Source organism: Pseudomonas sp. H1h (genome assembly GCF_000633255.1).
GTDB lineage: Bacteria > Pseudomonadota > Gammaproteobacteria > Pseudomonadales > Pseudomonadaceae > Aquipseudomonas.
On the sequence record NZ_AYMJ01000029.1, the window covers coordinates 176,382 to 186,028 of the forward strand.

The 9,647-nt window shown below is 61.7% G+C and carries 7 protein-coding genes; 4 read left to right on the plus strand and 3 right to left on the minus strand.

Annotated elements, in window-relative coordinates; translation table 11 throughout:
• Window positions 1–67 precede the first annotated feature (67 nt).
• The 3 genes from U862_RS0123040 to U862_RS0123050 all read right to left on the minus strand — a co-directional run bounded on the left by U862_RS0123040 (window position 68) and on the right by U862_RS0123050 (window position 5,704).
• Window positions 68–2,701 carry an excinuclease ABC subunit UvrA gene (locus tag U862_RS0123040; RefSeq protein WP_025112572.1) on the minus strand — a complete coding sequence of 878 codons (2,634 nt, stop codon included), beginning with the start codon at window positions 2,699–2,701 and terminating at the stop codon, window positions 68–70.
• A 67-nt stretch (window positions 2,702–2,768) separates the two neighbouring features.
• Window positions 2,769–4,880, minus strand: coding sequence for a PAS domain-containing sensor histidine kinase (locus U862_RS0123045; RefSeq protein WP_025112573.1), 2,112 nt, complete (start codon window positions 4,878–4,880; stop codon window positions 2,769–2,771).
• A 134-nt stretch (window positions 4,881–5,014) separates the two neighbouring features.
• Window positions 5,015–5,704: a GntR family transcriptional regulator gene (locus tag U862_RS0123050; protein WP_007969663.1), complete on the minus strand. Its 690-nt coding sequence runs from the start codon at window positions 5,702–5,704 to the stop codon at window positions 5,015–5,017.
• A gap of 140 nt (window positions 5,705–5,844) precedes the next feature.
• Here U862_RS0123050 and U862_RS0123055 point away from each other — a divergent pair, with 140 nt between their 5' ends.
• From U862_RS0123055 to U862_RS0123070, 4 genes are all read left to right on the plus strand, one after another.
• Complete coding sequence (locus tag U862_RS0123055) at window positions 5,845–6,930, plus strand: ABC transporter ATP-binding protein (RefSeq protein WP_025112574.1); 1,086 nt, start codon at window positions 5,845–5,847, stop codon at window positions 6,928–6,930.
• 1 nt (window position 6,931) lies between these two features.
• Window positions 6,932–7,849 carry an ABC transporter permease gene (locus U862_RS0123060; RefSeq protein ID WP_025112575.1) on the plus strand — a complete coding sequence of 306 codons (918 nt, stop codon included), beginning with the start codon at window positions 6,932–6,934 and terminating at the stop codon, window positions 7,847–7,849.
• Window positions 7,846–8,634 (plus strand): ABC transporter permease, encoded by a 789-nt coding sequence (locus U862_RS0123065; RefSeq protein WP_025112576.1) that lies wholly within the window; start codon window positions 7,846–7,848, stop codon window positions 8,632–8,634. Before U862_RS0123060 ends, U862_RS0123065 begins: the two co-directional genes overlap by 4 nt.
• Window positions 8,635–8,649: 15 nt before the next feature.
• Window positions 8,650–9,647 (plus strand): extracellular solute-binding protein (locus tag U862_RS0123070; RefSeq protein WP_025112577.1); only part of this gene is annotated, 998 nt, incomplete at its 3' end.

Here is a 9,647-nt window from a genome sequence, read left to right on the forward strand (position 1 = left end):
CCACAGGAAGACTCACACCCCCTGTAGGAGCGAGCCTGCTCGCGAAGGGGCCGGCGCGGTAACGCGGTTATTGGCTCAAGGCCCGCGCCAGAAACGGCGCAGTCCGGCTCTTCTTGCTCGCCGCGACTTTCTGCGGCGTGCCGGCCGCGACAATCCTGCCGCCCTGATCCCCGGCCCCCGGGCCAATGTCGATCACCCAGTCGCTCTTCGCCACCACGCGCATTTCATGCTCGACCACGATCACCGTGTGGCCCGCCGTGACCAGATTATCCAGTTGCTCCAACAGCCGGTCGACGTCTCGCGGGTGCAACCCGGTGGTCGGTTCGTCCAGCACGTACAGGGTCGCGCCGCGTTGATTACGTTGCAGCTCGGTGGCCAGTTTGATTCGCTGCGCCTCGCCACCGGACAGCTCGGTGGCGGGTTGCCCGAGCCTTAAATAACCCAGGCCGATGTCATGCAGCACCTCCAGCGAACGGCGAATCCCCGGCTGTTCGGCGAACACCTCAACCGCCTCATCCACCGTCAATTGCAACACCTGCGCAATGCTCAAGCCTTGCCACAAAATCGCCAAAGTCTGCGGGTTGTATCGCGCGCCATGGCAAGTCGGGCACGGCGCGTACACGCTGGGCATGAACAGCAATTCAACACTGACAAATCCCTCGCCTTCGCAGGTCGGACAACGGCCCTTGGCGACGTTGAAGGAAAACTGCCCGGCGTCGTACCCAGCCGCCCGCGCCTGAGGGGTGGCGGCGAACAGTTTGCGCACGTTGTCAAACAGCCCGGTATAGGTCGCCAGGTTCGAACGCGGCGTGCGGCCAATCGGTTTCTGATCGACCTGCACCAGCCGCTTGATCGACTCCAGCCCCGCCGTCACCTGGCCGCTGCTGACCTGCGGCGCGTCATCTTCAAGGCTGAGTTCTTCTGGCTCCGGTTCAACCACTGGACGCCCCAACTGCGCGCCCACCAGCTCCAGCAGCGCCTGACTGACCAGGCTCGACTTGCCGGAGCCGGAAACACCAGTCACCGAGGTGAAGCAGCCCAAGGGAAATTCGGCGCTGAGGTGGTTCAGGTTGTTGCGAGTGATGCCCTCGAGTTTCAGCCAGCCGTGCGCCTTGCGCGCGGTGCGCGAAGTGCCTTGGGTTTCGGCAAACAGATAAGCGCGGGTCTGCGATTCATCGATCTCGGCCAGCCCCGCCGGCGGACCGCTGTACAACACCCGACCGCCCTTCTCGCCCGCCGCCGGCCCGACATCGATCAGCCAGTCGGCACGGCGCATGGTCTCCAGATCATGCTCGACCACAAACAGCGTATTGCCGTCAGCCTTCAACCGCTGCAAAGCCTCGAACAGCGCCTCGCCATCCGCCGGATGCAGGCCGGCGGACGGTTCGTCGAGCACGTAGATCACGCCGAACAGTTGCGAGCCCAGTTGCGTCGCCAGACGCAATCGCTGCAGCTCGCCGGAAGACAGCGTCGGGGTGCTGCGCTCCAGTGCCAGATAACCGAGGCCCAGGTCGGTCAGGGTGCTGACCCGTTCCAGCAGATCCTCGGCAATGCGCTGCGCTGCCAGACGCTTTTCCAGCGACAGGTTCGGCGTATGGCGCACATCCGGCGCGCTGGCGTGGCCGCTGGCACCGTGGGCCACCCGTTGCTGACGGGCCTCGCGGGTTTGCGCATGGCTCAGGGTTTCGCCAGTTTCTTCGGCGTGTTCCAGATACGTGGCCGCGGCCACGGGCTTCAATACTTCGGCCACTTGCAGCAACGGCATCTGCGACAGCTCTCCGATGTCGTAACCGGCGAACGTCACCGATAACGCCTCGCGCTTGAGGCGCTTGCCGTCACACAACGGGCACGGGCTGCCAAGCATGAACTGCGAAACACGCTTCTTCATCAAGGCGCTTTGCGAATGGGTGAACGTGTGCAGGATGTAGCGTCGAGCCCCCGTGAAAGTGCCTTGGTAACTCGGTTCCAGTTTGCGCTTGAGGGCGACCCGGGTTTCTTCCGGTGTCAACCCGGCATACACCGGCACGGTCGGGGTTTCTTCGGTGAACAGGATCCAGTCGCGCTGTTTTTTCGGCAGCTTCTTCCAGGGAATATCGACGTCGATGCCCATGGTTACCAGAATATCGCGCAGGTTCTGCCCCTGCCACGCCAGTGGCCAGGACGCCACGGCGCGCTGGCGAATGGTCAGATTCGGATCGGGCACCATCAGCGCCTCGGTCACCTCATAGACCCGTCCCAGGCCGTGGCACTCAGGGCAGGCGCCTTGCGGCGTGTTCGGCGAGAAGTCCTCGGCGTACAGCATCGCCTGCCCCGGCGGATAACTGCCGGCGCGCGAATAAAGCATGCGGATCAGGCTCGACAATGTGGTCACGCTGCCCACCGAAGAACGCGTGCTCGGCGTGCCACGCTGCTGTTGCAGGGCCACGGCGGGCGGCAGACCTTCGATGGAGTCGACATCCGGCACGCCAACCTGATCGATCAGCCGCCGCGCATACGGCGCCACGGATTCGAAGTAACGTCGTTGAGCCTCGGCGTACAAGGTCGAGAACGCCAGCGACGACTTGCCCGAACCGGACACCCCGGTGAACACCACCAGCGCATCGCGAGGAATGTCGACGTCGACGTTCTTCAGATTGTGTTCGCGGGCGCCACGCACCCGAACCATGCCGGCGGGTGCTCTGGAGGTGCGTTTGGCAGTCATTGGCGGGCCTTGTCAGAAATTGGAGACACCACCTCGGTCATCCTGAAGACCTCAGTGGCGAAAGTGATCAGGCGCACAGCACCGACCGAATCATCTGCAACAATGCCTGCGGACTGTACGGTTTGCCCAACAAGTGCGTGTCCGGGCTCAACTGGTGGTTGCGCGAGATGATGTCGCGGGTGTGGCCGGAGGTGAACAGTACGGCCACCGCTGGGGTCTGGACCTTGGCCCATGCCGCCAGATCCGAACTTTTGATCAACCCCGGCATGACCACATCGGTAAAAATCAGATCCACTCTGGTGCCTTCCAGCAGTATCTGCATCGCCGCGTCGCCATTGCCGGCGGTCAGCACGCGGTAGCCCTCTTCGCGCAGCAACTCCACCGCCGAGGCTCGCACCGCCTCGTTGTCCTCGACCACCAGAATGGTTTCGTGGCCGCCACCCAGCTGCTTGCCGACACTCGGTGGCTGCGCGAGAACCGGGCGCAGGCTGCGCGGAAAGTACAACTGCACACGCGTGCCTTCGCCCACGATGCTGTCGATCTCGACATGCCCGCCGCTTTGCTTGACGAAGCCGAACACCATGCTCAAACCGAGCCCGGTGCCTCGGCCGTCAGCCTTGGTGGTAAAAAACGGTTCGAACACCTGCTCAAGCATTTGCGGCGCAATGCCGGTGCCGGTATCGCTGACCATCACTCGCACGAAATCGCCGGCGACGATGCCTTTGCCCGCACAAAAGCTGCTGTCCAGTTGAGTATTGAGGGCGCTCAGGACAATGGTGCCCTCACCCTTCATCGCATCCCGGGCGTTGATCGCCAGGTTGAGAATGGCGTTTTCCAGTTGGTTGCGGTCGACATTGATATGCCACGGCTCTGGCGGCAGTTGCACGTCGATCTGAATGGTTTCGCCCAGTGCGCGCTGCAGCAATTCACCGACGCCATCGAAGATCTGCCGCGGATCGCACACCGCCGGTGACAACGGCTGACGGCGGGCGAAGGCGAGCAATTGCGACGACAGCTTGGCGCCACGTTCAACCGCTGCCAGCGAGGCGCTGACCCGGCGTTGCACGTTGGCATTGCCCGGTTCATGCCGCGCCAGCAAATGCAGATTGCCGGCGATCACCTGCAGCAGGTTGTTGAAGTCGTGCGCCACACCGCCAGTGAGTCCGCCGATGGCTTCGAGCTTCTGCGACTGGCGCAATTGCTCTTCAGCGGCCAGCCGCGCCCCCACTTCATCGGCCACCCGTTGTTCAAGGTTGCGGGTGAATTTGAGCAAGGATTCTTCGGCGTTCTTGCGTTCATGGATGTCAATCAACACCCCGGGGAAACGAAACGGCGCACCGTGTTCATCGAACTCGCACGCGCCACTGGCGAGAACCCACAGATAACTGCCGTCCGCGCGCAACACGCGATATTCGGCGTTGTATGGTTCGCCGGTCTGCACGCAACGGGCAACCCGTTCCTGCACCCAGGCGAAGTCATCAGGGTGGATGCGCGACTCGGCGATTTCTTGCGCCAGATTGCTCAGGTCCTGATCCGGCGGATACGAAAACGTCCGGGCAAAACGCTCGTCCGCCGACAGCACATTGTTCTTCACGTCCCAGACAAACGAACCGAGCAAGGCCCCGGCATTCAGCGCCAGACGCACGCGCTCGTTATCGGCGCGGTAGGCGTTCTCGGCTGCCTGACGCAGGCGCTCGGAGCGCATGAACTCGGTGGTCTCGACCACCATTGCCATCACCCCGGCAGGCACGCCTTCATCGTTGGCCACCGGGCTGTAATACAAATCCATCCAGACGTCTTCAGGCACGCCGTCGCGCAGCAGCACCAGCTCCTTATTGCGGTAGGACAAGGTGCCGCCTGCCAGGCAGGTGTCGACCACGTGCCGGTTGAATTCGGCGACTTCCGGCCAGCCCAGCTCCACCGGCACCCCCAGCAGATACGGGTGGCGGCCACCGGCAAACTGCGAATAGGCGTCGTTGTAGATCATGTACCCGGCGCGCCCCCAGAGCATGACCATCGGCAACGGTGAAGCCAGCATCAATTGCACGGCGCTACACAGGCTGGCAGGCCAGGTGTCGAGTGGGCCGAGTTCGGTCTGGCGCCAGTCGAACGCGCAAATGCGCCCGGCCATCTCGCCTTTCCAGCCGTCACAACCGTGGCTATCGGATAAAAACTGCATCGATTGACTCGGTGTCCTGTGGTGTTTGCCCGATACATCGCGACGCCAAAACGCTGCGACGCCCGTCTGTTTCGAGCGCCGCCGGCCGCATTGGTTTCATTAGAGGTATAGCCGATTTCACATCTGGTTCGGGTTTAAACGCCGATCAGGTGTTTGAGCGGATGGTAGCCAGTTTTCATCTTCGCCGCGACGTCCAGAATCGCCTTTTCGATGCCGTTCAAATGCATGCAGGTCAACTCGATGGCAGCGCTCTGGTTACCCGCTTCGATGTACTCGATCAGCCGCAGATGCTCGTCGTCGCGGCAGGCTTCGTGGCTGTCGTCATCCAGCGCGGCGGCGTACAGCGAGGCGCGGGAAATCAGCTTCTGGAACCAGTCGAGCAGTACCGGATTGTTCAGGCTGCGCGCCAGTTTGATGTGGAACTCGCCGAGCAGGTGGATCAGCCGCTCGTGGTCGCCCGCCGCGTGGGCCTCATCTTCCAGCAGCAGATGCTCACGCAGGTCCTGCATCGCGGCGGTGTCCTTGCGCCGACACAGTTCCGTGACGATGCCAATCTCGATCAGCCGCCGTGTTTCGAACAGCGAACGAATCTCTTCGTTGCTCGGCAGCGACACCGACGCACCTTTATTGGGCTCGGTGGTGACCAGTCCGTCGGCCTCCAATTGCTTGAGCGCAGCGCGCACCGACGTGCGGCTGACATTGAACAGTTCGGCCAGCGAGGCCTCGCCCAGCTTCATCCCCGGACGCAGCGAACGCTTGCTGATCGCCTCGTAAACCCCTTGGTAGACGCGGTCGACCGTGGTTTCCAGTTTCTTCTCGGTCATTGGAACACTCCTTTGGCGTCGGCAACCGGCCCCTGGCGATGGCTAGCCATGGAAAAAAGGGGGTTGCACACGCAGATTAATCCGGGTATTTCTAAATTGCATTCAGATATTGCATACAATAATTAGAGGATTGCACCATTATGGGTCAACAAATAGCAATTGAAGTGCGTAACGTCTCCAAACGGTACTCTGATGACCCTGGCCTCGCGCCGGCCCTCGACAATGTTTCGGTCAATATTGCCGACAACGAATTCTTCACCCTGCTCGGCCCTTCCGGCTGCGGCAAAACCACCCTTCTGCGCACCATTGCCGGTTTCGAGCACGTCAGCGAAGGCGAGATTCGCCTGGCCGGCGAGCCGGTCAATGATTTGCCGCCATTCAAGCGCCGGGTCAACACGGTGTTCCAGAGTTATGCGCTGTTTCCGCACATGAGTGTGGCGCAGAATATCGCCTTCGGCCTCGAGATGCAGGGTCTGGAGCGCAAGTTGATTCCAGATCGGCTCAACGAGATGCTCGCGTTGGTGCAAATGGAGCATCTGGCAGGACGCAAACCGGCCGAACTGTCCGGCGGTCAGCAGCAGCGCGTGGCTCTGGCCCGGGCACTGGCGCCGAAACCGAAAGTCTTGCTGCTGGATGAACCGCTGTCGGCGCTGGACTTGAAGCTGCGCAAGGAAATGCAGGTCGAACTCAAGCGCGTGCAGAAAGAGGCCGGGATCACCTTCATTTTCGTCACCCACGATCAGGAAGAAGCCCTGACCCTGTCCGATCGCATCGCGGTGATGTCCGCCGGCAAGATCCTGCAGATCGGCACCCCGACCGACATCTACGAACACCCGAAGCACCGTTTCGTCGCGCAGTTCATTGGCGACATCAACTTCCTCCCCGGCCAGCTCAAGCACGGCGCGCACAACGAAAAGCTCTTCGTGCCCAACGGCATGCCGGTGGAGATTGCCTGCCAGCCACAAGGTTTCGACGGCGGCAGCGTGCAACTGGCGTTCCGTCCTGAGCGTTCGCAACTGGTCGAGGCCAGCGAGCCGCATCATCTGCGCGGGGTGATCGAAGCGGTGCTCTACGTTGGCACCGCCACGCTCTATCAGTGCCGGTTGAATAACGACATCAAAGTCATGCTGCGCGAAAACAACGAAGGCCTGAACCGTGGCCGTGCCGTGGGCGAACGCGTTGCCGTGCACCTGCCACCCCACGCCTGTCTGTTGATGGAGGCCTGAGATGAGCGTCAGCAGCACTTCCCCCGCTCTGAACCGCGCGCTGTTGCTCAGCCCGGTGGTGTTGACCCTGCTCGCTCTGATCGCCATCCCGTTGGGCATCATGGGCTACATCAGCCTGCTGCCGCGCAACACCTACGGCGGCGTCGACTGGCAGGCGCAATGGCAACTGCACAGTTACGTGCAGCTGTTTTTCCAGGAAGGTTTCGACGGCGAACTGGAACTGAACTGGGTCTACGCTCAGGCGCTATTGCGCTCGGTGTTGCAGGCCGGCGGCACCACGGTGTTGTGTTTCCTGTTCGGCTTTCCGGTGGCGCTGTGGATGTCGAGCCTGACCCCGCGCAGACGCAACCTGATGGTACTGCTCATCACCATACCGTTCTGGACCAACCTGCTGATCCGCAATTACGCGTGGCTGATCATCCTCCGCGAACAGGGCTGGGTCGCCCAAAGCCTCAACGCGCTACTCCCCAGTGCCGGCGGCATCACCCTGCTCTACAACGACTTCGCTGTCAGCGTCGGGCTGGTCTACAGCTTTCTGCCGTTCATGATTTTGCCGATCTATTCGACCCTGGAAAAACTCGACTGGCGTCTGGTGGAGGCCGCATACGACCTCGGTGCGAATCGCTGGCATGCGCTGCGCCGGATCATCCTGCCGCTGTCGATGCCCGGGGTGATTGCCGGCGCGCTACTGGTGTTCGTGCCGAGCCTCGGCGCATTCATCACCCCGGCGATTCTCGGTGGCGGCAAGACGCTGATGATCGGCAATCTGATCCAGCAGCAGTTCGGCACCGCACGCAACTGGCCGCTGGGCAGTTCGCTGTCGTTCCTGTTGCTGGGGATCCTGCTGGTGTCGCTGGTGCTCTACGCCCTCTACAGCCGCAGCGCGGCGAAAACCCTCAACCGGGGAGCGAAAGCATGATCTCTCTGCACCTGAAAAAACTTCCGGCGACCCGGGAAATCAGCCTGCTGATCCTCGCCTATCTGTACCTGCCGATCCTCGTGCTGATCGTCTACAGCTTCAACGCCAACCGCTCGGCGACGGTGTGGACGGAGTTCTCCTTCGCCTGGTACGGACGGATTCTGGCCAACCCGTCGATCCAGACCGCAGCGCTGAACTCGATCATTGTCGCGACCATCGCCACGGTCTGCGCCACAGCGATTGCGCTGCTCGCGGCGCTGGCCACGTACCGACCGTTCTACGGACAGAAAATGGTCGAGGGCGGGATCAATCTGCCGCTGATCCTGCCGGAGATCGTCACCGCCGTGGCGACATTACTGCTGTTCATGGCGCTGGGCATCAAGCTCGGTTTGCTCACGGTGATCGTCGCGCACATCGGTTTCTGCATTCCCTTCGCCTACCTGCCGATCCGTGCCCGCCTCAACGACCTGGACAAGAGCCTGCTGGAGGCGGCCAACGATCTGTACGCCAATCCGTGGCAGGTGTTCCGCCGCGTGACGCTGCCGTTGCTGTGGCCGGCGGTGCTGTCGGGCTCAGTGCTGGCGTTCGTGGTCAGCCTCGACGATTTCATCATGACGTTCTTCGTCGCAGGACCTGGTTCGACCACGTTGCCGGTGTACATCTTCTCGGCGATCAAGGCCGGGGTGACCCCGGAGATCAACGCAATCTCGACCCTGATGCTGGTGATTTCCATCGTTCTGGTGGTGCTGGCCTTCTGGCTGGGCCAACGCGGTAAACAACCATAAATCTGGAGCGTTCTCATGAAAGTCAAAAACATGCGTCTGGCAATATCCGGTCTGGCCCTGAGTTGTTTCACCGCGTTCGGCGCCCACGCCGCCGAGCCGAAGGAGCTGTTTTTCTACAACTGGACCGACTACTACCCGGTGGATTTGCTGGCCAAGTTCGAAAAGGAGACCGGGATCAAGGTCACCATGGACGGCTACGACAGCAACGAAACCCTGCTCGCCAAGTTGCAGGCCGGCGGCGCCGCGTATGACGTGATCGTGCCGTCGCAGTCGATCATGCAGACCCTGATCAAACAGGACCTGCTGCTGGAAATCGACACGCCGACCCTGAGCAATTTTCAGTACGTCAAAGGCCCGTTCCGCGATCCGGGCTTCGACCCGGGGCGCAAGTTCTCGGCACCGTATCTGTGGGGCACCACCGGGTTTTCCTATGACAGTGCGCGAGTGCCCGGCGGCAAGCTGGATGACTCGTGGAAAGAGTTCTTCGAACCGCGCAAGGAGCTGCAAGGCCAACTCGCCGCGCTCGATACCTCGAGCAGCGTGATCAATGCCGCCAGCCATTACCTGAACGTCGACGAATGCACGGAAAACCCGCAGGACGCCAAGCGCATCCTCGAACTGCTGCAGAAGCAGAAACCGTTCCTGAAAATGTACAGCTCGGACAACACCGTCGACCGCATGGCCTCGGGCGAAGTGATCATGATGCAGAACTGGAATGGCTCTACCGCGCGGGCCACCTTGCAGAAGAGCACGATCAAGTACGTGTATCCGCGTGAGGGCGTGGCGATGTTCCAGGACAACTTCGCCGTGCCGAAAAGCGCGCCGCATCCGGGCAACGCGAAGATCTTCATCGACTGGATGATGAAACCGGAAAACGCCGCCGCCGTGTCCAACGCCATTGCCTACGCCAACGGCATCCAGAGCGATGCGTTGCTCGACCCGAAATGGAAGGTCATGGACGCCATCAACATGCCCGAGGAATACGCCTCGCGCCTGCGCCCGGAAAAGGAATG